This window comes from Mycobacterium botniense (genome assembly GCF_010723305.1).
Classification (GTDB): Bacteria; Actinomycetota; Actinomycetes; order Mycobacteriales; family Mycobacteriaceae; genus Mycobacterium; species Mycobacterium botniense.
Genome location: NZ_BLKW01000004.1, coordinates 301104 through 327361 on the forward strand (window position 1 = coordinate 301104; position 26258 = coordinate 327361).

The 26258-nt window shown below is 65.8% G+C and carries 24 protein-coding genes; 15 read left to right on the forward strand and 9 right to left on the reverse strand.

Going from position 1 to position 26258, the window contains the following annotated elements; translation table 11 throughout:
- Window positions 1-196 precede the first annotated feature (196 nt).
- Window positions 197-1930, reverse strand: coding sequence for a hypothetical protein (locus G6N08_RS11565; protein ID WP_163757421.1), 1734 nt, complete (start codon window positions 1928-1930; stop codon window positions 197-199).
- A gap of 332 nt (window positions 1931-2262) precedes the next feature.
- On the opposite strand from G6N08_RS11565, the gene G6N08_RS11570 reads away from it, so the two are divergent.
- Both G6N08_RS11570 and G6N08_RS11575 read left to right on the forward strand, forming a co-directional pair.
- A complete protein-coding gene (locus tag G6N08_RS11570; protein WP_163757424.1) occupies window positions 2263-4605 on the forward strand; it encodes an MMPL family transporter in 2343 nt (780 codons plus the stop codon).
- A 191-nt stretch (window positions 4606-4796) separates the two neighbouring features.
- Window positions 4797-5441 carry a class I SAM-dependent methyltransferase gene (locus tag G6N08_RS11575; protein ID WP_163757426.1) on the forward strand — a complete coding sequence of 215 codons (645 nt, stop codon included), beginning with the start codon at window positions 4797-4799 and terminating at the stop codon, window positions 5439-5441.
- Between the two features lie 61 nt (window positions 5442-5502).
- Here G6N08_RS11575 and G6N08_RS11580 read toward each other — a convergent pair whose 3' ends face one another.
- Entirely contained in the window at window positions 5503-6216 is a 714-nt protein-coding gene (locus tag G6N08_RS11580) for an NAD-dependent deacylase (protein ID WP_163757428.1), read from the reverse strand.
- Between the two features lie 35 nt (window positions 6217-6251).
- On the opposite strand from G6N08_RS11580, the gene G6N08_RS11585 reads away from it, so the two are divergent.
- Window positions 6252-6617 (forward strand): Rv1152 family transcriptional regulator, encoded by a 366-nt coding sequence (locus G6N08_RS11585; RefSeq protein WP_163757430.1) that lies wholly within the window; start codon window positions 6252-6254, stop codon window positions 6615-6617.
- Between the two features lie 92 nt (window positions 6618-6709).
- On the opposite strand, the gene G6N08_RS11590 is transcribed toward G6N08_RS11585, so the two are convergent.
- Window positions 6710-7231 (reverse strand): DUF1697 domain-containing protein, encoded by a 522-nt coding sequence (locus G6N08_RS11590; RefSeq protein ID WP_163757432.1) that lies wholly within the window; start codon window positions 7229-7231, stop codon window positions 6710-6712.
- 159 nt (window positions 7232-7390) lie between these two features.
- Here G6N08_RS11590 and G6N08_RS11595 point away from each other — a divergent pair, with 159 nt between their 5' ends.
- The 4 genes from G6N08_RS11595 (at window position 7391) to G6N08_RS11610 (ending at window position 9038) form a co-directional block, all read left to right on the forward strand.
- A complete protein-coding gene (locus G6N08_RS11595; protein WP_163757434.1) occupies window positions 7391-7834 on the forward strand; it encodes a PPOX class F420-dependent oxidoreductase in 444 nt (147 codons plus the stop codon).
- Between the two features lie 64 nt (window positions 7835-7898).
- Entirely contained in the window at window positions 7899-8087 is a 189-nt protein-coding gene (locus G6N08_RS11600) for a DUF5302 domain-containing protein (protein WP_163757436.1), read from the forward strand.
- Window positions 8088-8307: 220 nt separating this feature from the next.
- Window positions 8308-8895, forward strand: a complete 588-nt coding sequence (locus tag G6N08_RS11605; protein WP_163757438.1) for an HhH-GPD-type base excision DNA repair protein — start codon at window positions 8308-8310, stop codon at window positions 8893-8895.
- A complete protein-coding gene (locus tag G6N08_RS11610; protein ID WP_163757440.1) occupies window positions 8892-9038 on the forward strand; it encodes a DUF1059 domain-containing protein in 147 nt (48 codons plus the stop codon). Before G6N08_RS11605 ends, G6N08_RS11610 begins: the two co-directional genes overlap by 4 nt.
- Before the next feature lie 88 nt (window positions 9039-9126).
- Here the strand turns inward: G6N08_RS11610 and G6N08_RS11615 are convergent, their stop codons facing one another.
- Together G6N08_RS11615 and G6N08_RS11620 are read right to left on the reverse strand one after the other, a co-directional pair.
- Window positions 9127-10119: an Rv1157c family protein gene (locus G6N08_RS11615; protein ID WP_174813290.1), complete on the reverse strand. Its 993-nt coding sequence runs from the start codon at window positions 10117-10119 to the stop codon at window positions 9127-9129.
- Between the two features lie 43 nt (window positions 10120-10162).
- Entirely contained in the window at window positions 10163-10804 is a 642-nt protein-coding gene (locus tag G6N08_RS11620) for a hypothetical protein (protein ID WP_163757442.1), read from the reverse strand.
- A 162-nt stretch (window positions 10805-10966) separates the two neighbouring features.
- Between G6N08_RS11620 and G6N08_RS11625 the strand changes: the two genes are divergently transcribed.
- Entirely contained in the window at window positions 10967-12277 is a 1311-nt protein-coding gene (locus G6N08_RS11625) for a mannosyltransferase (RefSeq protein WP_163760500.1), read from the forward strand.
- On the opposite strand, the gene G6N08_RS11630 is transcribed toward G6N08_RS11625, so the two are convergent.
- Window positions 12274-12558, reverse strand: coding sequence for a 4a-hydroxytetrahydrobiopterin dehydratase (locus G6N08_RS11630; protein WP_163757443.1), 285 nt, complete (start codon window positions 12556-12558; stop codon window positions 12274-12276). The genes G6N08_RS11625 and G6N08_RS11630 overlap by 4 nt on opposite strands.
- Before the next feature lie 26 nt (window positions 12559-12584).
- Here G6N08_RS11630 and G6N08_RS11635 point away from each other — a divergent pair, with 26 nt between their 5' ends.
- The 6 genes from G6N08_RS11635 (at window position 12585) to G6N08_RS11660 (ending at window position 22315) form a co-directional block, all read left to right on the forward strand.
- Window positions 12585-12974 (forward strand): (deoxy)nucleoside triphosphate pyrophosphohydrolase, encoded by a 390-nt coding sequence (locus G6N08_RS11635; RefSeq protein ID WP_163757446.1) that lies wholly within the window; start codon window positions 12585-12587, stop codon window positions 12972-12974.
- 466 nt (window positions 12975-13440) lie between these two features.
- Complete coding sequence (locus G6N08_RS11640) at window positions 13441-17127, forward strand: nitrate reductase subunit alpha (protein ID WP_163757448.1); 3687 nt, start codon at window positions 13441-13443, stop codon at window positions 17125-17127.
- A gap of 34 nt (window positions 17128-17161) precedes the next feature.
- A complete protein-coding gene (narH, locus tag G6N08_RS11645) occupies window positions 17162-18832 on the forward strand; it encodes a nitrate reductase subunit beta (protein ID WP_163757450.1) in 1671 nt (556 codons plus the stop codon).
- Window positions 18829-19497, forward strand: coding sequence for a nitrate reductase molybdenum cofactor assembly chaperone (gene narJ, locus G6N08_RS11650; protein ID WP_163757452.1), 669 nt, complete (start codon window positions 18829-18831; stop codon window positions 19495-19497). The genes narH and narJ overlap by 4 nt, the downstream gene beginning before the upstream one ends.
- Window positions 19490-20218 carry a respiratory nitrate reductase subunit gamma gene (narI, locus tag G6N08_RS11655; protein WP_163757454.1) on the forward strand — a complete coding sequence of 243 codons (729 nt, stop codon included), beginning with the start codon at window positions 19490-19492 and terminating at the stop codon, window positions 20216-20218. Before narJ ends, narI begins: the two co-directional genes overlap by 8 nt.
- Window positions 20219-20407: 189 nt before the next feature.
- Entirely contained in the window at window positions 20408-22315 is a 1908-nt protein-coding gene (locus tag G6N08_RS11660; RefSeq protein WP_163757456.1) for an ABC transporter family substrate-binding protein, read from the forward strand.
- 246 nt (window positions 22316-22561) lie between these two features.
- On the opposite strand, the gene G6N08_RS11665 is transcribed toward G6N08_RS11660, so the two are convergent.
- The 3 genes from G6N08_RS11665 to G6N08_RS11675 form a co-directional block, all read right to left on the reverse strand.
- Window positions 22562-23191, reverse strand: a complete 630-nt coding sequence (locus G6N08_RS11665) for a TetR/AcrR family transcriptional regulator (RefSeq protein ID WP_163757458.1) — start codon at window positions 23189-23191, stop codon at window positions 22562-22564.
- Between the two features lie 198 nt (window positions 23192-23389).
- Window positions 23390-24580 (reverse strand): PPE family protein, encoded by a 1191-nt coding sequence (locus G6N08_RS21090; RefSeq protein WP_163757460.1) that lies wholly within the window; start codon window positions 24578-24580, stop codon window positions 23390-23392.
- 124 nt (window positions 24581-24704) lie between these two features.
- The gene (locus tag G6N08_RS11675; protein WP_163757462.1) at window positions 24705-24899 is read right to left on the reverse strand and encodes a hypothetical protein; all 195 of its coding nucleotides are present in this window, start codon (window positions 24897-24899) and stop codon (window positions 24705-24707) included.
- A gap of 413 nt (window positions 24900-25312) precedes the next feature.
- Here G6N08_RS11675 and mshB point away from each other — a divergent pair, with 413 nt between their 5' ends.
- Window positions 25313-26218, forward strand: coding sequence for an N-acetyl-1-D-myo-inositol-2-amino-2-deoxy-alpha-D-glucopyranoside deacetylase (mshB, locus tag G6N08_RS11680; RefSeq protein WP_163757464.1), 906 nt, complete (start codon window positions 25313-25315; stop codon window positions 26216-26218).
- The last annotated feature ends 40 nt before the right edge of the window (window positions 26219-26258 follow it).

Sequence of the window (26258 nt, forward strand, 5' to 3'; positions counted from 1 at the left end):
ACACCCCGACCACGCGAAAATACATCAGTGCTCTGCGCGCGGCTGCGGCCGCTTACCACCCGGCGCCCGGCACCGGCGACATTGCCGCCGATCACCATCGCCGGGTGATTTGGGCGGCCTCGCTCACCGTGCGGGCAACACTCGCGACAAGCACACCAGGACGCTGGGGTGCTGGGCGGTCGGCGGGTGCGGGCCCTTATAGACCGAGGAACGCCAGCGGGTCGATGAGGGAGGCCGCAGCGGAGCCGATGTCGAAGGCTGCGCCCGGATTGAGCATCGCCGCGTCGATTCCGCTGACCAGCGGGCTCAGGTTGAGGTCACCCAGCGGGGTCACCAGGGTGTCGGTGACGGTGCCGTCGGCTCCCGGGGTGGCGATGTAGACGTTCGCCACGCCGTGACCCAGGTTGAACACGTCATAGACCGTGCCGACGGCCGGCAGCTGCGCGGCCTGTGCACCGGTGTCCCCGCTGGCGGCGGTGGAACCGGTGACGATGAACCCGGTGTTGGTCATGCCCAGCAAATCCGCCACATATTCGTTGGTGCTGAGGGTTCCGATGTCGGGTGCGCTGGAGCTGGTGCCGTTGTAGACATCGAAGCTTTGGGTCGCCAGCGGGGGGATCCAGTCGGTGTAGGAGCCGCCGCCGAGATTCAGCAGGGGCAGAACCCCGAGCAGCTGGTAGACCGTGGCGAAGCCGGGCACGTCGGTGCCGCTGCTGCTGACGGTGAACGGGTCGAAGGTGAGGTTGCCGATGGCGAACGCGTCGGAATTGCCGGCGCTGGTGTGGCCGACCAGCGCGGTGAACGCGTCGGCGGGTTGTAGCGGCTCAGCGGCGTCGATTCCGCTGACCAGCGGGCTCAGGTTGAGGTCACCCAGCGGGGTCACCAGGGTGTCGGTGACGGTGCCGTCGGCTCCCGGGGTGGCGGTGTAGACGTTCGCCACACCGTGACCCAGGTTGAACACGTCATAGACCGTGCCGGGCGTCGGCAGCTGCGCGCCGGTCTCGCCGCCGGCAGCAGGAGCCCGCACCACAAGCTCGGTATTGGTCATGCCAAGCAGGTTCGTCACGTCCTCGGCGGTCGTGATGGTTCCGATGTCGGGTGCGCTGGAGCTGGTGCCGTTGTAGACATCAAAACTCTGGGTGGCCAGCGCGAATTGGGTGGCCGGATTACCTGCCGTCCCGCCAGCGGTAAGCAACACCGGCGGCGTGACCACCGACAACGGAACCGTGGCGAAGCCGGGCACGTCGGTGCCGCTGCTGCTGACGGTGAACGGGTCGAAGGTGAGGTTGCCGATGGCGAACGCGTCGGAATTGCCGGCGCTGGTGTGGCCGACCAGCGCGGTGAACGCGTCGGCGGGTTGTAGCGGCTCAGCGGCGTCGATTCCGCTGACCAGCGGGCTCAGGTTGAGGTCACCCAGCGGGGTCACCAGGGTGTCGGTGACGGTGCCGTCGGCTCCCGGGGTGGCGGTGTAGACGTTCGCCACACCGTGACCCAGGTTGAACACGTCATAGACCGTGCCGGGCGTCGGCAGCTGCGCGGCCTGTGCACCGGTGTCCCCGCTGGCGGCTGTCGCGCTGGCGACGGTGAATCCGGTGTTGGTCATGCCCAGCACGTTGGCCACATAGTCGTTGACGCTGAGGGTTCCGATATCGACGCCGTTGGTGGTGTAGACGTCGAGGTACTGGTTGGCGACCGGTTCGGCAAGCTCCCACAGCGGCGAAGCGACGCTGATCTGGGTCAGCGGCGCCCAGCCTTGGACTTCGGCGCCGCTACTGCTGAGGTAGTAGGGATCGAATGTGGTGGTGGCGATGGTAAAAGCGTCGGCACCGTCGGCGCTGGGGGCATCGGCGAGCGCCGAGGTGGCCTGCGACAGCGCCGCGGCCGCCAGCCCGCCGCTGGCCAGCCCAGCCAGCAGGAGACGGATATACATCCAATAACTCCGTTCGTTCTGCGCGGGGAAACCTGCTTTCGTTAAGGTAAATTATAGCTTCGCTTGAGCTTAATCTTTGGAAAATGGTGGCACTATTACGGCGGGTAGGGTCAGTTGGCCTGCCGGAGTGACGGTGGGTGTGGTCGTTTTCCGCCCTGAGCCACGACCGGGCTGGTCAGGCATTGCTGACGTCACAGCTACCCGGTGCAGGTGAACCGAGGAGACAGACGGATCGTGTTATCGGCGTGTGTCGATAACACCCCTGAATACCGCTGATGGGTTGGCGCGGCGGCTGACGAGCGCGACGCAAGTCGGCGGGGGGAGGATGCCGATTGCTGCAGAAGGTCGCGCGGCTTGCCATCGCCTGGCCTCGACGGGTCATTGCGGTCACCGCGGTGTTATTGGTGGGCGGCGCAGTCTTTGGCGTCCCGGTCGCCAAGAGTTTGTCCGCTGGTGGTTTTCAGGATCCGAATTCGGAGTCGGCACAGGCTATCCAGCGGTTAACCGACAAGTTCGGCCAGAGCGATCAGCAGATGCTGATTGCGGTCACCGCGCCCGGCGGGGCGGGTAGCGCTCAGGCTCGCCGGGTTGCTACAGAGATTGTCGAGGAGCTGAAAAAGTCGCCGCTGGTGTTTAACGTGTCCTCGGCCTGGAGTGTGCCGGCTTGGGCTGCCTCCGATTTTGTGAGCAGGGACGGCAAGTCCGGGCTGATTGTGGCGAATCTGAAGGGCGGGGAGAACAACGCCCAAAAAAACGCTGCGGTGCTGGCCCGCGACGTGGTGCACAACCGGGACGGTGTCACCGTCCGAGCGGGTGGTGTTGCGATGGTATATGCGCAGATCAACCGGCAGAACGAGCGTGATCTGCTGGTGATGGAGACCATCGCGATTCCGCTGAGCTTTGTCGTGCTGGTCTGGGTGTTCGGCGGATTGCTGGCGGCGGCGTTACCGATGGCCCTGGGTGGGTTGGCCATTGTCGGGTCGATGTCGGTGTTGCGGCTGATCACCTTCAGCACCGATGTGTCCATCTTCGCGCTCAACCTCAGTATTGCCATGGGTTTGGCCCTGGCCATCGATTACACGCTGTTGATCATTAGTCGCTACCGTGACGAGCTGGCCGACGGCGCCGACCGGGACGACGCGTTGATCTGCACCATGGCCACCGCTGGGCGCACCGTGTTGTTCTCGGCGACCACAGTGGCGTTGTCGATGGCCGTGATGGTGTTGTTTCCGATGTATTTTTTGAAGTCGTTCGCCTATGCCGGTGTGGCCACGGTGGCCCTGGTCGCCGTCGCGGCGATTGTGGTGACTCCGGCTGCGATAGTGCTGCTCGGTCCGCGGCTGGATGCGCTGGATGTGCGTCGGCTGGGGCGTCGGCTGCTGCGCCGGCCCGATCCGGTGGCCAAACCGGTTGAGCGGCTGTTTTGGTATCGGGCAACGACATTCGTGACCCGCCGCGCCCTGCCGGTCGGTTTGGCTGTCGTTGCGCTGCTGGTGGTGCTGGGGTTGCCGTTTCTCGGGGTGAGGTGGGGCATGCCGGATGATCGTGTGCTGCCCGGCTCGGCGTCTGCGCATCAGGTCGGTGATCAGTTGCGCACCGCGTTCGCCGACGACTCGGCGACGGCGGTGCCCGTCGTCGTCCCTGATGCCCGCGGTCTGCGCGCAACCGACCTTGACCGCTATGCCGCCGAGCTGTCGCGGGTTCCCGATGTGTCGGCGGTGAGCGCCCCGACCGGGATGTTCGTGGGCGGCAAGAAAGTCGGCCCCCCCGGCGGGGGAGCCGGGCTGTCGGACGGCAGTGCATTTCTGACGGTCCGCAGCAGCGCACCGCTGTTCTCGCCCGCCTCCGACGCGCAGCTCGACCGGCTGCACGCTGTGCCTGGCCCGGGCGGTCGAACCGTGCAGATGGCCGGGCTGGCCCAGATCAACCGTGACAGTGTCAACGCCGTGATGACGCGGCTGCCGCTGGTGCTGGGACTGATCGCTGTCATCACTTTTGTGCTGCTGTTCGTGCTCACCGGAAGTGTGGTGTTACCGGCTAAAGCGCTGGTGCTCAATGTGCTGTCATTGTCGGCGGCGTTCGGCGCGCTGGTGTGGGTTTTTCAGGATGGTCATTTCGGCGCTTTCGGCACCACACCGACGGGAACTTTGGTGGCCAATATCCCGGTGCTGCTGTTTTGTATCGCGTTTGGGCTCTCAATGGATTACGAGGTGTTTCTGGTATCCCGGATTCACGAGTACTGGCTGATGTCACCGCGCACTCGGCAAGCCAACGACGAAAGCGTTGCGCTGGGGGTTGCGCGCACGGGCCGGGTGATCACCGCGGCGGCGCTGGTGATGTCGATCTCGTTTGCTGCGCTGATCGCCGCGCGGGTGTCGTTTATGCGGATGTTCGGTGTTGGGCTGACGCTGGCCGTGCTGGTTGATGCCACGCTGGTGCGGATGATCCTTGTCCCGGCCTTCATGCACGTGCTGGGCCGGTGGAGTTGGTGGGCGCCGCGGCCGCTGGCCTGGCTTCATCAGCGATGCGGAATCAGTGAGGCTGGCATCACACGGCGGCCAGCCACCACCCGGATGCATCAGCAGCGCTCCGGCACCGGGCCGGCGGTATCGATCGGTCCCGACGGCGAATACAGTGGTGAACCAACCGCGGCCCCGGTGACAGAGCGTCGTTAACGATGCGACGTCGCCGTGGTTTGGCACTGCGACCACAATGGTCGCGATGCGAGTGAGGCCGCCGCATTGGCCCGACCGTGCTCGGCGCATTGACAGGTGGGCCCGTGGTGCCGGGGCAGCGGGTGTGGGCCCGCGTCCAAGAACACGGGGCACCGGCTGCTACCGTATCGGTCTTCGGAAGGCTGACACGTATGACATCTGCTACCGCATCCACGGTCGACCATCCGTTATTCGCTCGGATCTGGCCGGTCATCGCCACGCACGAGACCGAAATGATCCGCGCGCTGCGTCGGGAGAATCTGGCGGGGTTGTCAGGGAGGGTGCTGGAGGTTGGCGCGGGGATCGGCACGAACTTCGCCTTCTACCCCGATTCCGTCGAGCAGGTGGTGGCGATCGAGCCTGAGCCGCGACTCGCTGCCCGGGCCCGCGACGCGGCCGCTGACGTGCCGGTTCCGGTCCAGGTGATCGGCGAGACCGTGGAGCAGTTCACTGCCGGCAAACCATTCGACGCAATCGTGTGCTCCCTGGTGCTGTGCTCGATCAGTGACCCCGACACCGTGCTGCGGCGACTACATTCGCTGCTTCGTCCGGGCGGGCAACTGAGGTTTCTCGAGCATGTCGCCAGCCGGGGTATGCGGGGTTGGTTTCAGCGGTGTGTCGACGTGACATTCTGGCCGCGGTTGCTGGGTAACTGCCACACCCATCGGCACACTGAGCAATCGATTCTGGCGGCGGGGTTCGAAATCGACGGCGCTCGGCGAGAGTGGACGGTTCCGGCGTGGATGCCGTTGCCGACGGCGGAATTCGCGATCGGCCGCGCACGCAGGCCAGCGTGATGACGGGCCTCGTGGCTGCGCGGGGCGCGGGCTGTGTCGCGACCCACCGGCGGCTGGGGGATCAGTTCAGCAAGGCGGTCAGCCGATGCAGCAACCCCGGGAGTGCTCTGCTCGCAGGCTCGCGGATGCTGACCGTAGCGCTGGCGGACAACGGCGTCTGTTCGGGGTTGACCTCGACGACGCTGATGCCACGTGACAGCGCGAGCTCGGGCAGACCGGCCGCCGGGTAGACGATCGCCGAAGTCCCGACCACTACCATCACGTCGGCGGCTTCGGTCGCCTCCACGGCACGCTGCCACGGCTCCTCGGGCAGCGGTTCACCGAACCAGACAATATCCGGCCGGATCAAGCCGCCGCAGCGACACCTCGGCGGCTCCATGTCCGTCGTCGCCTCAACGATCTCGGGCAGTTCACCGGTGTAAGGCAGACCGCAACGAGCGCAGCGAAATTCGAAAAGACTCCCATGCAGGTGGTGCACCGGCCTGCTGCCGGCACGCTCGTGCAGGTCATCGACGTTTTGGGTGATGACGCAAACCTCGGCGTGATCCTGCCAGGCGGCGATGGCGCGGTGTCCTTCGTTGGGTTCAACCTGGGTCAGCAGGTGGTGCCGCCACAAGTACCATCCCCAGACGCGTTCCGGGTTTTGCAGCCACCCATCGATGCTGGACAGCTGGTACGGGTCGAAGCGGGACCACAGGCCGTTCTTGCTGTCGCGGAAGGTCGGGACCCCGCTTTCCGCGGAGATTCCTGCACCGGAGAGCACCGTCACTCGCACCCCACCAACATAGCGGCCTGCGAGATACTGGACAGGTGGACTTGGGCGACTGGCTGCGGCTTGACGCGCAGGCGGGTAAACCGCTGTTTGACCAGCTCAGAACACAAGTCATCGACGGAATCCGAGACGGTACGTTGCCGCCGGGGGCGCGGCTGCCTACTGTGCGGCAACTGGCCGGTCAACTCGGGTTGGCGGTCAACACCGTGGCCCGCGCCTACCGTGAACTGGAGACGGCCGGAATCGTCGAAACCCGGGGCCGCTTCGGCACTTTCGTCGCCCGCGCCGACCCGGCTGACGCCGCGATGGCGGCGGCGGCCCGGGCTTATCATGACGCGGCGCAAGCGCTCGGGCTCGGCAAGGCCGAAGCAATGCGCTATCTGGAGGCCGAGTTCGACCACTGAGCGCCGCCGTGTAGCGGGCTGCAGCGGCGTTAGCGACGGGCAGCTGCCGCGGAAACCCGGGTGGCTGCGGGGCTTTCGCCGTTTGTCCTGCCTCACCGCAATACTTTGGCCAGTGTGCGCAGGTTGCGGGTGGTGGTCGACGGCTTGTAGCGCTGCTTGCCCATCGTCTTGCCGATGGTGCTGTCCAGGGTGCTGCCCTTGGGCACCTGCCAGTAGATGACCTCGTCACCGCGGCTGATCTTCTCGTCGGGCCCGGCCTGGGCGGCCAGCGCGGCGAGCTCGTCGAGCACGGCGGTATCGGTCACGAAGGTGACATAGGACTGGTACCCGTCGACCTCGGGTTCGAAGGGGTAGCCGTCGACGATCGCCCGGACGGTGTCGATGTCGTAGACGAGCACCCAGGCGTCGTAGCCGAACCTCGCGCGCAGCGCGGCCTCGGCCTTTGCTCGCACCGCGGCCGCGGGCAAATTCGACTCGAGCAGCACGTTGCCGCTGGCGAGGATGGTGCGGACTTGGGCGAATCCGGCGTCAGCCAACGCGGTCGCCACCTCGGCCATCGTGAGGTTGATGCCGCCCACATTGACGCCACGCAAAAACGCCGCATACCGGTTCACCGGTCGAACTCCAGCAGTGTGATGCTCGGACGTGCCCGGCGCAGCGGCCGGATGCGGTCCAAGGGCCGCCAGGCCAGCAGTCTAAAGCGTTGTCATAGCGTGATGGTAGCGGTGGCCGAATCGCGGCCTGCCCGCCGCGCCGCGACGTAGGCTTTCGTCATGGGGCGCCACGTTTTCGACGACAAGCTGCTGGCCCTGATCAGCGGCAATTCCATTGGCGTGCTGGCCACCATCAAGCGCGACGGGCGTCCCCAGCTGTCCAACGTGCGGTACTACTTCGACCCGCGCACGGTGACGCTGCAGGTGTCGATCACCGAGCCGCGGGCCAAAACGCGCAACCTGCGCCGGGACCCGCGGGCCTCGATTTTGGTCAGCGCCGACGACGGATGGGCGTATGCGGTCGCCGAGGGCACCGCGCAATTGACGCCGCCGGCAGCAGCACCTGACGATGACACTGTCGAGGCGCTGATTGCCTTGTACCGCAACATTGCCGGCGAACACCCCGACTGGGACGAGTACCGCGAGGCGATGGTGACGGATCGGCGGGTGGTGCTGACGCTGCCGATCTCGCACGTCTACGGGTTGCCGCCGGGGAGGCGCTAGCCGCGCGCCGGCGATCATCAGTCGCACCGGGCGCACGACCGGGCCGCCGGGTTAGGCTCCTGACATGGCTGCATCAAACTCGTCACCGCGGTCCACGCCGGGGAACGAGACCAAGCGCAGATTCCGGGAAGCCCTCGAACATAAGAAAGCCACAGCGGCGAGCGGGTCCGAACACAAAGACCGCGGTGCGAAACGGTTGCGAGCGCACGGGCCCGCCGAAAACCGCCGCGAATTCCGCCGCAAGAGCGGCTAGCCGGTAGTGCTCGTCGTCAGCAATCCCGAAGAGTACTGCGAGACAACGGATCCTGCTGGGCAAGCAAAAGACCGCGGTGGCCGAAGTAGCTTCGGTGAAGGCGGGCGCCCCGACTGCGTTGTCACCGCCTGTCGCCCAGACACTGGGTGCCGCGGGCGCACGGTTCGACCGAATCCGCCTAAGCGCTGTTAACGTGGTGCTGTCGCTCTAGACTGTGCAGGTGCCGAAACTGCAGCTGGCTCAAGACCCGGCCGCCGACGCGCTCCTGGAGACCAACCCATTCGCGCTAGTGGTCGGAATGCTGCTCGACCAGCAGGTGCCAATGGAAACCGCCTTCGCCGGGCCGAAAAAGATCGCCGACCGGATGGGTGGCTTCGACGTCCGCGCCATCGCCGACTACAACCCGGACAAGTTCGCCGAGCTGTGCTCGGAACGCCCTGCGATACATCGTTTTCCGGTGGCGATGGCCAGGCGGATCCAGGCCCTCGCGCAGATCATTGTGGATCGTTACGACGGTGATGTGACGACGTTGTGGACCGCCGGCAACCCGGACGGTGACGAGGTACTGCGCCGGCTCACACAGCTGCCCGGGTTCGGCGATCAGAAGGCCCGGATCTTGCTGGCGCTGCTGGGCAAGCAATACGGCGTGACCCCGAAGGGCTGGCGGGCGGCAGCCGGGGAGTACGGAAAACCCGGCACCCACCTGTCGGTGGCTGACATCGTCGATCCCGATTCGCTTGAGCAGGTGCGATTGCACAAGAAGCGGATGAAGGCGGCCGAGAAGATCAAGGGAAAGGCGACACCATGAAGACACATCTGAACTGCCCGTGCGGCGAGGCCATCGTCGGCAAGGATGAGGACGAGCTGGTAGAGCTGACCCAGGCGCACCTGGCCAGTTCTCACCCCGGCCTGGAGTATGACCGCGACGCCATTTTGTTCATGGCGTATTGATCGTGTTGATCGTGCCGTCGTGATCGTGTCGTAGTGCCCGCGCCCGGCGATGCCGGGCCGTGGAGCGCCGTGTTGCCGAGAGCGGCGGTCAGGGCACCACTGTCGAGCCGATGGTGGGCATGAACTGACACTGTTTGTCCTTGGTGGTGACCTGTCCGAAGATCGTGGACACGATGCTGCCCGATCCGGTGTCGGCAATCGCGGTCAGCGTCGTCGGCCCGTCGGGGTTGATATCCGGGCGTGGTTTGAGCGTGGTGGTGCCGGATTTTCCGGTGGTCAGGTTCACCCAGGTGACATTCAAGGGCAATTTCTGCACCTCGGCGGGCCCCGGAGTGCCGATGGCGGTGAATACGTAGGCGGTCTGGCCGGGACCCGGACCCGGTGCAGGGATCTTGGCCGGCCCGGCGACCGAGAGCGCCGTCGCGATGGAGTTGCTGCCGTCGGCCAGGCAAGCGGTGCCGATCGAGGGGTACAGGAAGTCTTGTGTCGGCGGTGCGTCCGGGCCGAAAGCCGATGCCGCAGGTGCCGGTGCGGCGGGCGCCCCCGCCGGTGATCCGACAGGCGGCGCCGGCGCGGCCGCTGGTGGGGGAGCGGACGCGACCGGCGGTGCCGCCTGAACGGTTGGCCCCGCCGCGTGCGCGGGGTCAACGCCGGTGGGTAAGTGCGCCTGTGCACCCGGCTCCACCCCCGGTGGGGGCATATGAGCCGCGGGAGCGGCGCCCGTGGTTTCGTTGCGTGCCGGCTGGTTCAGATCCGCATGGCCCGGGACTTGGCCGGTGGGCTCCTGCACGAACTGGTTCACCGACGACGCGACGTTTTTGGACTCGTCGGGCGTGGACGGATTATGGGTGAACATGGACGCGGCGGCCATCAACAGCTGCGACGCCTGCTCGGGGTGGGTCGCAGCCTGTTGGATGATCGGGCTTAACTGGGTGAGAGCCGGCAGGCCCGGTAGCTGTTGGGACGGGATCGGCGGCGGTGGTGCCGGTTCGGCGACTGCCGCAGGAGAGGCGACCAGGGCAATCGTCGACACAACCGCGCCGGCGACCAAGCCGCTGGCCAGGTTCCAGGTACGTACCACGGTATTCCCCCAGTCGTCGACGGTGGTTTAGCCGGCTGACACCTCAGGGCAGCCCGGACAGAGGCAGGAGCAGGGCGTCGCGCGCGGCGGCGGGTGCTGCACCCGGAGCAGCCGCGGCAACCGTGGCCGGTGGGGTCGCGCCCCGCGCGCCCGGCATGCCGCCCGACGCGATCGACAACAGATCGCCCGGGAACGACACCTGCTGGGGCAGCGGTACTGGCAGGAACGGCAGCTGTGGCAGGTCAACCTTCGCCGAAGGCAGCAACTGATTCGATCCGGCGGCCGGGACCGTGGTGGTCGCGCCCGGGATGACCGATGTCGTGGCCGGCAGACCCGTCGTCGCCCCGGGAAGTACCGACGTCATCCCGGGCATCGCAGCAGGCGTTCCGGGCAGGCCCACCGGCGTGCCGGGCAGCGTTCCCGGCTGCGGCACACTGATCGCGGCGCTGGCCAACGGCGGCGGCGTTTGAGGTACCGGCGGCGGGGCACCTAAGGCGGTTGCGAGGTTCTGCAGCATCTGCGGGGCCCTAACGGCCGTGTTCGCGAGCTGTTCCCCGACGTTGGGGACTGGTGCCGGCGCCGCCGGGTCGGCGTGGGCTGTGCCCATCAGCCCGCCTGCGAGGAGTGCGGCTGACGATCCCACGACGACGATGGTGGGGCGCAATAACGTCCACGGTGTTGGCATGATTCTCCCTAGGTCTCGACGACAGGTCCCAGGGCCGATCGTTCGCCTGTGGTCAAAGTGACTCAAGTGACACGTGTGGCGGTTATTCGATCGTTACGCACCCGAGCGGTGACGGTGACCGGCCTGCCGGCGCCCGGTTGCGCCGTTCGCGCAACCGAGAGCATGACCCGTGACGAGTTAAGCCCTAAAGTCGGAGAAATCGACACCACCTCGGCCGCCCCGGCGGCACCACTCATCCGCCGGCAGGCGGTCGCATGGGACGCTGCCGCGCCGCTGGTGTTGGCCCTCAGCATCGCGGCGCGTCTGGCCTGGACATATCTCGCGCCGAACGGCGCGAACTTCGTCGATCTGCATGTCTACATTGGTGGCGCAGCCACCATTGACCATCCCGACACGCTCTACAGCTATGTCTACGCCGACCAGACACCGGATTTTCCCCTGCCGTTTACTTACCCGCCGTTCGCGGCGGTTGTCTTCTACCCACTGCACCTGCTGCCGTTCGGGGTAGTGGCTTTTGCCTGGCAGATCGGAACCATGGCCGCGCTATACGGCGTGGTGCGAATCAGCCAGCGTCTGCTCGGTATCCCGGCCGGCCGCGGTCAGCGTGCTGCGATGCTATGGACGGCGGTCAGCATCTGGATCGAGCCGCTGCGGGGCACATTCGACTACGGGCAGGTCAATGTGCCGCTGGTGCTGGCCGTCCTGTGGGCCGCCTACAGCCTGCGGTGGTGGGTATCGGGCCTGTTGATCGGCCTCGCCGCGGGGGTGAAATTGACACCGGCGATCGCCGGCGTGTACTTGGTCGGTGTCCGCCGGTGGGGCGCGGCGGTATTTTCCGCCGCGGTGTTTGTGGCCAGCGTCGCGGTGTCGGCCCTGGTAGTCGGCGACCAGGCCCGCTACTACTTCACCCACCTGCTGGGTGACACCCACCGGGTGGGGCCGGTCGAAACATCGGTCAACCAATCCTGGCGCGGCGGTATCTCCCGTATTTTCGGCCATGATGCCGGCTATGGCCCGTTGGTCTTGGCCGCGCTTGCGCTCACCGCGATCATCGCGGTCGCCGCTTGGCGAGCACTCGACGGCATCAGAACCGGTGAGGCCACCCAACCCGACCGGCTGGGCAAACTGCTGGTGGTCGAATTGTTCGGGCTGCTGCTCTCACCGATTTCGTGGACGCACCACTGGGTGTGGCTGGTGCCGTTGATGATCTGGCTCATTCACGGGCCGCTGCGCGAACGTCGCGGCGCGCGGATCCTGGGCTGGGGGTGGCTTGTGCTGACCATCATCGGTGTGCCGTGGTTGCTCAGCTTCGCCCAACCGACCATTTGGCAAGCTGGACGCCCGTGGTATCTGGCCTGGGGTGGGCTCGTCTATATCGTGGCGACGCTGGCGACTTTGACCTGGATCGCCGCGGCGAGGGGTCGCAGCGCCGGGTCAGGCACGACACCGGTGACAATGGCAACGGTGTGCTAGGTGCCGAGCATCTCGTTGATGTCGCGTGCCATTGCGATGTCGTTTTCGGTAATACCGCCCGCTGAATGGGTGACCAACGAAAAAGTCACCGTCCGCCAACGGATATCGATATCGGGATGATGATTTTTCGCTTCGGCGTGCTCGGCCACCCGGCGTACCGCGTCGATACCCGCCATAAACGACGGGAACTTGATCGACCGGCGCAGGACGCCTTCGGCGCGCGTCCAGCCGGTCAGGGCGGGCAGTGCGGCGTCTACTTGCTCATCCGATAACACAGCCATACACCGACGGTATACCGTCACTGACCATGCCAAACCAGATCGTTGTGGCCGGCGCGATCATCTGCGGCTCTGCGGTCTTGCTGGCCCAGCGGCGTCGGCCACCGGAATTGGCGGGGCGGTGGGAGTTACCCGGTGGCAAGGTGGCGCCCGGCGAGACCGACCGCGCCGCGCTGGCCCGTGAATTGGCCGAGGAGTTGGGCCTTGAGGTCGTGGTAGGTGCGCGCCTGGGCGACGACGTTGCCCTCGACGGAACGATGACGCTTCGCGCGTACCGGGTGCGGGTGATCCGGGGTCAACCGCATCCACGCGACCACTGCGCGCTACGGTGGGTGACCGCGGCCGAACTTCCCGACATCGATTGGGTTCCGGCCGATCGCGAGTGGTTGGCACAGTTGACCGAAGCCCTCACCACGTGATCAGTCACGACACCCGGTCGCAGACAAGACGAGGCTCGAGACGCACAGAATTCTTGCAGACAAGTCACAGCATATGCGAAGGTCGGCGCGATGAAATTCTATGGTGGGCTTCCCATTACACAGATAGTCAAATCATTGACGCGGAATTGGCATCGCGCTAGTAGAAAAGATGATTTTCGGCCACATATGGGTACGGACGATGGCCTATGGCGTGCGATGAGCGCGGCGTGTGCTCGCCGGATTTACGCGGAACAGCGGCAGTGTCGCACGCGCTAGCATGCCGGGCCGCAGCATCTATGCTTTATGGGCTGTTGTCGACACGCATGTGGGCTGACGGTGTGGTCGGCCCCGCACTGATGGTGACCGGCCGGGTCGCGCCGTCGGCTGGTCTGCGATACACCGTGACAGGGCTGCGCGCTCACGGCGGGCGACGAGACGCTCCGCCGGCTGTTAAGGAGGTCTTTGTTTGACCACGACACCCCACGTTGGCGGACCTCTCGAGGAGTTGCTTGAGCGCAGTGGCCGCTTCTTCACCCCCGGCGAGTTCTCCACAGACCTGCGCACTGTCACCCGCCGCGGCGGGAGGGATGCAGATGTTTTTTATCGCGACCGCTGGAGCCACGACAAAGTAGTGCGCTCGACCCACGGGGTCAACTGCACTGGGTCGTGCTCGTGGAAGATCTACGTCAAAGACGGCATCATCACGTGGGAAACGCAGCAGACCGATTACCCGTCGGTGGGACCTGACCGGCCCGAATACGAACCGCGCGGCTGCCCGCGGGGCGCGTCGTTCTCCTGGTACAGCTACTCGCCGACCCGCGTGCGCTACCCCTATGCCCGCGGTGTGCTCGTGGAAATGTTCCGGGAAGCCAAAGCCCGACTCGGCGACCCGGTGCTGGCCTGGGCCGATATCCAGGCCGACCCCGAGCGTCGCCGCCGCTACCAGCGGGCCCGTGGTAAAGGCGGCCTGGTGCGGGTGACCTGGGCCGAAGCCACCGAAATGATCGCCGCAGCCCATGTGCACACCATCAAGACCTACGGGCCCGACAGGATCGCCGGATTTTCCCCGATCCCGGCGATGTCGATGGTCAGTCACGCCGCGGGCTGCCGGTTCGTCGAGTTGATCGGCGGCGCGATGGTTTCGTTCTACGACTGGTACGCGGATTTGCCGGTGGCCTCGCCGCAGGTGTTTGGTGATCAGACCGACGTACCGGAATCCGGGGACTGGTGGGACGCCGCGTATCTGGTGATGTGGGGTTCCAATGTCCCGATCACCCGGACACCCGACGCGCACTGGATGGCCGAGGCCCGTTACCGCGGAACCAAAGTTGTTGTCGTCAGCCCCGATTACGCCGATAACACCAAGTTCGCCGACGAGTGGATGCCGTGCGCTGCGGGTACTGACGCAGCGCTGGCCATGGCCATGGGCCACGTAATACTCACCGAATGTTACGTGCGCAAACAGGTTCCGTTCTTCGTCGACTATGTGCGCCGCTACACAGATCTGCCGTTTTTGATCAAGCTGGAAAAGCGCGGGGACGCGCTGGTACCCGGGAAGTTTCTCACCGCCGCTGACATCGGTCAGGAGGTCGAGAACGCGGCGTTCAAACCCGCACTGCTGGATGAGGTCACCGACACCGTCGTGGTGCCCCATGGCTCGCTGGGATTCCGCTACGGCGAAGACGGTGTGGGTAAGTGGAACCTTGACTTGGGTGAGGTGGTCCCGGCGCTCAGTGCCCAACGTGTCAGCGGCGCCGACAGCGAGACGGCGCTGGTCGCACTGCCCAGCTTCGATACGGTCGACGGGCACGGCGAAACGGTGACGCGGGGGGTTCCGGTACGCCGTGTTGGAAAGCATTTGGTGTGCACGGTCTTTGACTTGATGCTTGCCCACTACGGGGTGATGCGCCCGGGGCTGCCCGGCCAGTGGCCCACCGGCTATGACGATCCCAGTCAGCCGAACACCCCGGCCTGGCAGGAGCCGATCACCGGGGTATCGGCCGCGCAGGCGATCCGCATCGCCCGGGAATTCGCTCGCAGCGCGGAGGAATCCGGCGGGCGGTCGATGGTGATCATGGGCGGCGGGATCTGCCACTGGTTCCACGGGGACGCCACCTATCGGTCGGTGCTTACGCTGCTGCTGCTGACCGGGTCGATGGGACGCAACGGCGGGGGTTGGGCCCATTACGTCGGCCAGGAGAAGATCCGGCCGCTGACTGGGTGGCAGACGATGGCGATGGCCAGCGACTGGTCGCGCCCCCCGCGGCAGGTGCCCGGCGCCTCCTACTGGTATACCCACACCGACCAGTGGCGCTACGACGCCTACGGAGCGGACAAGCTGGCCAGCCCGGTGGGACGCGGCCGGTTCGCCGGCAAGCACACGATCGACCTGCTGGCTTCCGCGGTGGCAATGGGGTGGAGCCCGTTTTATCCGCAATTCGACCGCTCCAGCCTCGACGTCGCCGACGAGGCCCGTGCGGCCGGTCGTGAGGTCGGCGAATACGTTGGCGAGCAGCTGGCGGCGGGGACACTGAAACTGTCGATCACCGATCCTGACAACCCGGTCAACTGGCCGCGGGTGCTCACGGTGTGGCGAGCCAACCTGATCGGTTCATCAGGAAAGGGCGGGGAATACTTCCTGCGGCACCTCCTGGGCACCGACTCCGACATCCAGTGCGATCCGCCGGCCGGTGGGGTGCGGCCCGGTGTTGTCGCCTGCGATGGGGACATTCCGGACGGAAAACTGGATCTGTTGTTGTCGCTCGACTTCCGGATGACGTCGACGACTTTGGTGTCGGACGTGGTGCTGCCCGCGGCGACCTGGTACGAGAAGGCCGACTTGTCCAGCACCGACATGCATCCGTATGTGCATGCGTTCAGTCCGGCGATCGACCCTCCATGGGAAACGCGTTCGGACTTCGAAGCATTCGGTGCTATTGCCCGCGCTTTCAGCGCGTTGGCCAAGCGGCATTTAGGCACTCGCAGTGACGTGGTACTGACCGCGTTGTTGCATGACACCCCGGACGCGATGACGTATGCCGATGGTGCCGAACATGATTGGCTGCGTACCGGGGAAGTTCCGGTCGCCGGAAGGACTATGGGCAAGCTCGCTGTGGTGGAGCGCGACTACGGCGCGATCTATGACAAGTGGGTGACGCTGGGACCGTTGGTGGAAAAGTTCGGGCTGACCACCAAGGGTTTCACCGTGCATCCTTTCCGGGAGGTCGACGAGCTATCGGCGAAATTCGGGGTGATGAATTCCGGTGCGGCGGCGGGCCGTCCGGCTATTACCACGGCCCAGCGGATGGCCGATGTGATACTGGCGCTGTCGGGGACATGCAACGGCCGGCTCGCGGTCGAAGGTTTCCGGGAGCTGGAAAAACGCACCGGCCAGCGACTGGCGCACCTGGCCGAAGGCAGTGAGGAGCGCCGCATCACCTATGCCGATATCCAGGCACGCCCGGTGCCGGTGATCACCAGCCCGGAGTGGTCCGGCAGTGAGTCGGGCGGGCGGCGCTATGCCCCGTTCACGATCAACATCGAGAACCTCAAGCCTTTCCACACGATCACCGGCCGGATGCACTTCTATCTGGCCCACGACTGGCTGGAGGAACTCGGCGAGCAGCTACCCGTCTACCGCCCGCCGCTGGACATGGCGCGGTTATTCAACGCACCCCAACTTGGACATGACGGAATCGGGCTGACCGTGCGGTATCTGACCCCGCACTCCAAGTGGTCGTTCCACTCGACCTATCAGGACAACCTGTACATGCTCTCGTTGTCCCGCGGCGGCCCCACCATGTGGATGAGTCCCGGGGACGCAGCGAAAATCAATGTGCGCGACAATGATTGGGTCGAGGCGGTTAACGCCAACGGTGTCTTCGTGTGCCGGGCGATCGTCTCACACCGCATGCCCGACGGTGTGGTGTTCGTCTACCACGTGCAGGAACGCACCGTCGACACACCGCGAACGGAGACCAGCGGTCGGCGCGGGGGTAACCACAATGCGCTGACCCGGGTGCGGATCAAGCCCAGCCACCTGGCCGGTGGCTACGGTCAGTTCGCATTCGCATTCAATTACCTGGGACCGACCGGCAATCAGCGTGACGAGGTGACCGTGGTGCGCCGCCGCAACCAGGAGGTGCGGTACTGATGCGCCGAGTAGAGCGCCGGGAGCGAGGCCTGCGATGAAGGTCATGGCGCAGATGGCGATGGTGATGAACCTCGACAAGTGCATTGGTTGTCACACCTGCTCGGTGACCTGCAAGCAGGCCTGGACGAACCGCGCCGGCACCGAGTACGTGTGGTTCAACAACGTCGAAACCCGTCCGGGGGTCGGCTATCCGCGCAGCTACGAAGACCAGGACCACTGGCGCGGGGGATGGGTGCGCGACAAGAAGGGACGGCTGCGGCTGCGCGACGGCGGGCGCATCCGAAAGTTGTTACGTATTTTCGCCAACCCGAAGCTGCCCACCATCGGCGACTACTACGAGCCGTGGACCTACGACTACGAGAATCTCACCTCCGCGCCGATGGGCGACACATTCCCGGTCGCCGCACCGCGCAGCCAGCTCACCGGTAAGCCGATGAAGGTGTCGTGGGGACCCAACTGGGACGACAACTTGGCCGGATCACCGGAGACCTTGCCCAACGACCCGGTCCTGAAGAAGGTCAGCGATGAGGTCAAGCTCAAGTTCGAAGAGACCTTCATGTTCTACCTGCCGCGCATCTGTGAGCATTGCCTGAACCCGTCGTGCGTGGCCTCGTGTCCGTCGGGAGCGATGTACAAGCGCAGTGAGGACGGCATCGTGCTCGTCGACCAGGACCGCTGCCGTGGCTGGCGGATGTGTGTGTCCGGATGCCCGTACAAGAAGGTCTATTTCAACCACAAGACCGGCAAGGCCGAGAAGTGCACGTTGTGTTATCCGCGCATCGAGGTCGGGTTGCCGACGGTGTGTTCGGAAACGTGTGTGGGCCGGCTGCGCTACCTCGGGCTGGTGCTCTACGACGTGGACCGGGTGCTGGAGGCAGCGTCAGTGGAAAACGACACCGAGCTCTACCAGGCACAGTGCCGGATCTTGTTGGACCCCAACGATCCTGAGGTCATCACCGCAGCGCGGGCCGAAGGCATCTCTGACGAGTGGATCGAGGCCGCTCAGCGCTCGCCGGTGTACGCGCTGATTAACACCTACAAGGTGGCGCTGCCGCTGCATCCGGAGTATCGGACCCTGCCGATGGTCTGGTATATCCCACCGTTGTCGCCGGTGGTCGACGCGGTCAGCCGTGACGGGCACGACGGCGAGGACCTGGGCAACCTGTTCGGGGCGATCGAGGCGCTGCGCATCCCGATGGCTTACCTGGCTGAACTGTTCACCGCCGGGGATATCACGGTCGTGGAAGGAGTGCTGCGGCGGCTGGCGGCAATGCGGTCCTATATGCGCGACATCAACCTGGGTCGTGAGACTCAACCGCATATTCCGCATGCCGTGGGGATGACCGAAGAACAGATCTACGAGATGTACCGGCTGCTCGCGATCGCCAAATACGACGAGCGCTACGTGATCCCGACCGCCTATTCGATTGACCATGCGGCAGCCGCAGACGAGCTGCAGTGCTCATTATCGTTTGACGGTGGACCGGGGATGTATGAGTTCGGCGGGTTCGGCGACGACGGCGGCGAGCCGGTGCCGGTCGCCGTGGAGACATTTCACGCGCGCCAGCACCCCAATGACGTGGCCGACGTGCAGCGTCGCGGCAGGGTGAATTTGCTCAACTGGGACGTTCGGGGTGCGCCCGCGGGTCTGTTCCCGCCGCGAAATGACCGCGGCACCGCCAGTGATCACGCGGTGCAGCGATGAGGTTGCTGACCCGGGACCGCTCCGGCGCCCGCATGTTACACAACCGGCTGGTTTGGCAGGCGGCTTCGTTGCTGCTGGCTTACCCCGACGAGCGATTCGCCGAGCGGCTGGACACCGTCGAGGCGTTGCGGGCGCATCTCAGCGGGCCGGCGGCGGCGCTGCTGGGGGAGACCGTCGCAGCGTTGCGGGCCCGCGATCCGATGAGCGCTGCGATGGACTATGTCGAGACATTCGATATGCGGCGGCGCTCGACGATGTATCTGACGTACTGGACCGCCGGGGACACCCGCAACCGCGGCAGGGAGATGCTGGCATTCGCCACCGCCTACCGCGCTGCCGGTGTCGAGCCGCCGCGCGACGAGGCCCCGGATCACCTGGCCGTGGTGCTGGAGTTCGCCGCCACCGTCGACCCCGAAGCCGGGCGGCGACTGCTGACCGAGCACCGGGTTCCCATTGGTGTCTTGCGCGACGCGTTAGCCAGGGCCCACTCGCCGTACCAGTACGCTGTGGGCGCGGTTTGTGAGACATTGCCCGCCGCGACAGATCAGGATGTGCGCCGGGCGCAACGACTCGCGCAGGCCGGCCCGCCCGTGGAGTCCGTTGGACTACAACCGTTCACGCTAACCGTGCCGCCTCGGCGCCAGGGAGGCTCGTTAGATGAGTAGCCCCGTGTTCTGGGACATCGCGCCGTATGTGACGTTGGCGATCCTGATCGTCGGCACTTGGTGGCGGTACCGCTACGACAAATTCGGCTGGACATCACGCTCGTCGCAGATCTATGAGTCGCGGCTTCTGCAAATCGCCAGCCCCGTCTTTCATTTCGGCATCCTGGTGGTGTTGGCCGGGCACCTTATGGGTTTGCTGGTCCCGCCGCGTGTGACGCAGCTGATGCATGTGAGCTCCGAGATGTACCACGTGCAGGCGGTCCTGCTCGGGGGTGTCGCCGGGTTCGCCACGGTGATCGGTCTGGGGCTGCTGATCTACCGGCGCGTCACCCAGGGCCCGGTACGTCTGGCCACCGCCCGCAGCGACGTCGTGATGTATGTGGTACTGGTGCTTGCGCTGCTGGTGGGCTTGTACTGCACGCTGTTGGGCACCGGACCACATGGCGGCGTATACCACTACCGCCACACCGTCGGGGTGTGGTTTCGCGGAATCTGGATCTTGCAGCCGCGTGGCGATCTCATGGTCGGCGCGCCGTTGGACTACCAACTGCACGCCGTCATCGGCATGGCGCTGTTCTGCTTATGGCCGTTCACCCGGCTGGTGCACGCGTTCAGCGCGCCGATCGCCTATTTGTTCCGCCCGTACATCGTCTATCGCAGCCGGGAGGTGGCGGCGAACAACGAACTGCTCGGATCGCAGCCGCGTCGGCGGGGCTGGTGAGCGCGGGGTGCCAGAGCACGTTTCTGCTGGACCGCCGTGTGTGGCCCAGCGGTGCGGGTCAACGCCGGCGGTGACGGCTCGGCATACGGGAAGAGTTGCGCCCCTTCTGCGCCGCGCGGCCCGGAGCACGCCGTGTCCGGCAAACTTAGGTCAGGCGCTGGGGACGTCGTACCATTCCCCGATACCCTGATGGACGTGCCGAAACGAGCCAGGGTCTGCGTAGTGGTCGGCGTGCTCGTTTCGGTGTGGACTTTGGTGGTGTCCGCATGCACCGTCCATCCACCGCCGGCGCCGCAAAGCACCGAAACGTCGAAGAGCACGCCACCGCCGCCACCGCGGGTCATGCAGATCATCGTGGGTATCGACTCGATCGGCGCCGGGTTCAACCCGCATCTGCTGTCCGACCTGTCGGCGGTGAACGCGGCGATCAGTGCCTTGGTGCTCCCCAGTGCGTTCCGGCCGGTGCCTGATCCCGATACCCCGACAGGCTCACGCTGGGAGATGGATCCCACCTTGTTGGTGTCTGCTGAGGTGACCAACGATAACCCGTTCACGGTGACCTACAAGATCCGGCCCGAGGCCCAGTGGACCGACAACGCTCCCATCGGCGCCGACGATTTCTGGTACCTGTGGCGGCAAATGGTCAGCCAGCCCGGGGTGGTTGACCCCGCCGGCTACGACCTGATCACCGGTGTGCAGTCGATCGACGGCGGCAAACAGGCGGTGGTGACGTTCTCGCAACCGTATCCGGCGTGGCGGGAGTTGTTCAGCAACATCTTGCCGGCGCACATCGTCAAGGACGTACCGGGTGGTTTCCCGGCCGGTCTGGCCAGAGCGCTTCCCGTGACCGGCGGCCAGTTCCGGGTGGAGACGATCGATCCGCAGCGCGACGAGATCCTGCTTGCGCGCAACGACCGCTACTGGGGTCCTCCGGCGAAACCCGATCTCATTCTCTTCCGCCGGGCCGGCGCGCCCGCGGCGCTGGCCGACTCCATCCGCAACGGTGACACCCAGGTAGCCCAGGTGCATGGCGGGTCCGCTGCGTTCGCGCAGTTGTCGGCTATTCCGGATGTGCGCACGGCCCGGATCATGACACCCCGGGTCATGCAGCTCACGTTGCGCGCGAATGTCCCCAAGTTGGCCGATACGCAGGTCCGCAAAGCCATTCTGGGGTTACTCGACGTTGACCTGCTGGCCGCAGTGGGTGCCGGCAGTGACAACACCGTCACCCTGGACCAGGCGCAGATTCGGGCACCCAGCGACCCCGGGTATGTGCCGACCGCGCCGCCCGCGATGACCCGGGATGCAGCGCTGGGGCTTCTGGAGGCGGCCGGATACGAGATCGAAAACGACACCTCCGCCTCGGTGACGGCACCCGCCGCGGATTCGCCGACAACACCAGTGACGAGCGGGCCGCCGGAGATCACCCACGGCCGAATCACCAAGGACGGCAAGCAGTTGTCGCTCGTCATCGGGGTGGCGTCCAACGACCCTACATCGGTGGCGGTCGCCAATACCGCGGCTGATCAATTACGCAATGTCGGCATCGCCGCGACTGTGCTGGCGCTGGACCCGGTGACGCTCTACCGCGACGCCTTGATCAACAATCGGGTGGACGCGATCGTCGGTTGGCGTCAGGCTGGCGGCAACTTGGCGACACTGCTGGCCTCGCGGTACGGCTGCCCGGCATTGGAGGCGACCGCAGTGTCGACGTCGGGTACTGCGCCGACCACCCGCGCCGCCGCGCCCTCCGGTTCGTCGGCGGATCCCGCCACCGCCTCGACGACGCCGACGGCGACCACACCCAGCCGCGCACCCGAGCCGGGTGCGTTGGTGCAAGCGCCGTCGAACATCACCGGAATCTGTGATCGCAGCATCCAGTCGAATATCGATGCTGCGCTCAACGGCACCAAGAACATCAACGAGGTGATCAACGCGGTCGAACCGCGCCTATGGAATATGTCGACCGTGCTGCCGATCCTGCAGGACACCACCATCGTCGCCGCGGGCCCCAGTGTGCAGAACGTCAGCCTGTCCGGCGCGGTGCCGGTCGGTATCGTCGGTGACGCTGGCCAGTGGGTCAAGACCGGGCAGTGAGCACTCATCAACGTGGCCGCCACAACGGCAACGGTATCCAGTTGGAGGGCTTGCCGCGCGACAACGTCGAACGGGTGGCGCGCCGACCACGTGGGCACGTCCACCTACGGTCGGTATCTTCGGCGCGCAGACTCTGGCCTACCTGCAGCAGAGAATGGGTTCGCGGCCGGGTATGGCCGACCGGTTCACGCCGTTAGACGATCGGCTCCGCCTCATCGAGGCTCAGGTCGCCACCACCCGCGTGGACTAACTCGGCGTGCCGCTGGCCTGTCTGCCGGTGCGCGCGACCGGTGCACGTGCCATGACGGTGTCGACAATGCGGGTGAGCTGACGCCGGTTGGGCGGCGCCCCGGTAAGGAGGAGATGCTGATTGATCAGCGCCGGCCCCACCCGCGCGGTGAGCGGAGTGAGCGCGCCCCCGTCGATCTCGCCCCGGCGCACGCCGGCCCGCAGGATGGATTCGATGATCCGTAAACGAGGCGCCACCACCGCGTCGGCGTAAAGCGTGCGCAGTTCGGGTTCATGAATCAGCTGGCCCATGATCGCCAGGCTGGGGAACGCGGTTTTGCCGGCGAGCACGTCGCAATGCGCAGTGAATACCGCCAGCAAGTTCTCCCGCGCCGGGCGGTCGGCACGGGGCTCGGGCAACGGCGGTACAGCATAAATTAATGCGGCCTGCACCAAGTCATGTTTGCTAGACCAGCGCCGGTACAGTGCGGCCTTGCCGGTGCGGGCGCGCGTCGCGATCCCCTCCATGGTCAGCCCGCCGTAGCCTACGGCAGCCAGTTCGGCTAGTGTCGCCTCGTACAGCGCACGCTCGAGGACTTCGCCGCGCCTGCGGCTGCGGACGGTTTTCGCTCCGGCCTGCTGGGGCATTCCCCGATAGTAGCCGTTGACGTTCCTAGCTGGTGTGCAGGCTAGGGCGGTTTCGGTGAACGAACGCTACCGTCTCCAGCACAATGGGGATTGGCCGCTGATAGTCCCTGAACCGCCTTCGTGCGCTTTGAGGGACCGAGCCCGAATCTCCTGAAAGGGCGGCGATATCGGCACTGTGATCCAGCGGCGTCATCTGCCCTAACCGCCCGCCGGCACCCGTGGCATCACGCTGATGCGGGCCCGGGCAGTCACACCGGTGAGGGCCCGCCCGGCCAGTGCGCCCAGCAGCGACTGGCCGAACGAGTGTGCCGGGAGTGCTGTCGAGGCCGCCGGGGCAGCTGTCGGAGCAGTCTCGGCGCTGGTGTGTGCTGCCGCCGCAAGCCGGACCGCCGGCGCTGCCGCAGCCCAACTGGGCGGCACCGATAATCCGCCGACAGCGGGCGCCTGGCCTAAACCAGCCGAGATCGGCGAGCTCGCACCCACTGCCCCAAGCGCAGCCGGGGTGCCCGGACTGCCGCCCAGGATCGATCCCAAGCCGCCCGGACCGACAGTCTGCAGTAGGCCTATCGCGCGCCCCACGTTATTGCCGAAGACGGCGGCTCCCAGATATGTCACTGGTGTTGTGGCGATCCGGGCCGCCAGAGGCGGCAAACTGAACGTCGACAGCGAATTCACCGACGCCGGCGATAACGCCAGCGATACCAGATTCGTCAGTCCTGACAGAGACGGCGCGGGTGACACGAGCCCCTGCAGTGCCGGTGGCACCGCGACGAGCAGCTGGTAGAGCGTCACGAAGGGGTCCACCGTGTCTGTCACCAGAGACTGACCCACAACCTGCGCGAGCGTGACGAGCTGGCCCGCCAGCCCGGTCGGGTGGGTCGGCGGTGTGAACGGAGCCAATTTCGCCGCAGCCGCCGACGCAGCTGCATACCCGTACATCGCCGTTGCGTCCTGGGCCCACATCTCGTGATAGTCGGCTTCGTTCGCCGCTATCGCTGGAGTGTTTTGCCCCAGGAAGTTGGTTGCGATCAACGACATCAAAGAAGCCCGGTTGGCAGCGACCACGGGCGGAGGCACGGTCATAGCAAACGCGGTCTCAAAGGCCCTGGCCGCCGCGTTGGCCTGTAGTGCAGTCTGTTCGGCCTGTGCGGCGGTGGCGCTCATCCATGCCACATAGGGAACGGCCGCGGCCACCATCGCGGCCGACGACGGTCCCAGCCACGGCCCGCTGGTCAGTTCGGAGATCACCGACTGAAATGAGCTCGCCATGGAATAGAGCTCGGTGGCCAGCTCACTCCAGGCCGCCGCGGCGGCCAACATCGGTCCCGATCCCGGACCAGCATACATGTTGCCGGAGTTTATTTCCGGTGGCAGTGCGCCGAAATCCATTGCTAGAAACCTCCTTCAGTGGGCTGCGATCGCATCGGCAGACGAGGCTGTGGATACCCGCTAGCGGCCTTGGGATTCGGCCACCACAAATCGTTCAGGTGCACCGGAGGTGAGCGCGGCCGCTTCATGACGGGGCGAAAACCCCGGCGATCAGCGCCGCGGCAGCGTTCCGTGCGCTCATCGCAGAGCCAATGCCCCGGCCGTTGCCGGCCGCTGGTATCGGCAGTCCTGGTTGGGTAATCGCCGACAACACGCGCGTGTCGGCGGCACATGTTTCGGTGGCCGAATAGCGTTGCACGTTCGACAGATCTGTGGTCAAACGGCGAATCGTCGCAATTTCTGACTGTCGGTGATGCTGGCGGTTGGCGACGTGTCCACTGTGAAGCTCCACCCGTGTTGTCCCCGCCTTCGGACTGAACGGCGCGGCCCGAGCGAATTGGGCGTGCCCGGATTACGCCCCCGGACTCGGCGGCTTTATCTGCTGTTGCCGCCACACTTGGCTCGTGCGTGGATGAGCGCAGGAGCGCCACCGCTCCAACATTTTGTAGACGGCTACGTTCACTATATGGCTCATCATACCCGGATTAGTGGAGCGGCGGTAGCGGCTCGGTGAGGTCGTGACGGGTTGAGCAGCGGTCTGGGCCTGCTCGTGGTGGCGCGGTACTTCACATGTCAAAGCCGCATCACACTGGTCGTTGCCCAGCGCAGATCCCGCGCGGGTATGGTGCGCGCATGCAGGAGACGCCGCGGCTGCTGTTCGTGCACGCACATCCGGACGATGAAAGCATCGCCAACGGTGCCACTATCGCCCATTACACCGCGCGCGGTGCCCACGTCCAGGTTGTCACCTGCACCCTCGGCGAGGAAGGCGAGGTGATCGGGGACCGCTGGGCTCGGCTGGCCGTTGACCATGCTGACCAACTCGGCGGTTATCGGATCGGCGAGTTGACCGCGGCGCTGCACGCCCTGGGTGTGGACGCGCCCATCTTTCTCGGTGGAGCGGGTCGCTGGCGTGACTCCGGTATGCCCGGTACCCCGGCGCGGCGCCAGCAAAAGTTCGTTGACGCCGACGACCGCGAGGCGGTCGGCGCGCTGGTATCGATAATCCGCGAGCAGCGCCCGCATGTCGTGGTGACTTATGACCCCAACGGCGGCTATGGGCATCCCGACCACGTCCGCACCCACGCCGTGACCGCGGCGGCGGTGCGCGCGGCCGCCACCGCTGACCACCCCGGCTCGCCGTGGACCGTGCCGAAGTTCTATTGGACGGTGCTAGCGACCAACGCGTTGGTGGCCGGCTGGCGGGCACTGAGCCCCCAGGATGTGCGGCCCGGCTGGGTTATTCCGCCAAGCACCAATGATTTTGAAGGTTTCGGCTACTCTGACGAGCACATCGACGCCGTCATCGAGGCCGGGAATGCTCTACCCGCCAAAGTTGCGGCATTGGCTGCGCACCAAACCCAGGTCAGTGTCGGCCCCACTGGCCGCGCATTTGCCCTCTCGAACAACCTCGCGCTGCCCATTTTGGCCGACGAGCACTACGTTCTCGCCGCCGGCACCGCTGGTGAGCGCGATGAGCGCGGCTGGGAAACCGATCTTCTGGCCGGACTTGATCTGACCGAGCCGGGCGCGCGGTAGGCTGCCTCCAGCAGGCCACGGAAGGAATCGGTATGGACCC